Source organism: Photobacterium sp. R1, assembly GCF_054600795.1.
In genome coordinates, this window is the sequence record NZ_BAAHZP010000508.1 from 1 (window position 1) to 276 (window position 276).

At 44.6% G+C, this 276-nt stretch carries 1 protein-coding gene; it reads left to right on the plus strand.

Going from position 1 to position 276, the window contains the following annotated elements:
• Positions 1–45 precede the first annotated feature (45 nt).
• A partial coding sequence (locus ACYP03_RS26065) for a hypothetical protein (RefSeq protein ID WP_459782680.1) occupies positions 46–276 on the plus strand: 231 nt, incomplete at its 3' end.

Consider the following 276-nt stretch of genomic DNA (forward strand, 5'->3'; position numbering starts at 1 on the left):
CTGGCTTCTTCTGTTTTCGGTGAGATTCCGCCGATTTACGCGGTTTTGAAAGATGAAAACAGCGACTGGAAGCAATCGGTGTTAATGGAGAAGAGCGGTGATAGTGAAATCTCTCGCTGGCGTCAGGCTTTGTTCACGGGATTGCCGAAAGAAGGAAGTTTCACACTCTTTATTGCAAATCCAAAAGATCCGCATGGTGCCGAATTCATTTTTACGCAAATGCCGTTTGAAGAACTGGCAAACGATCAAGACGAATGTGAAGAAATTGAACATGCT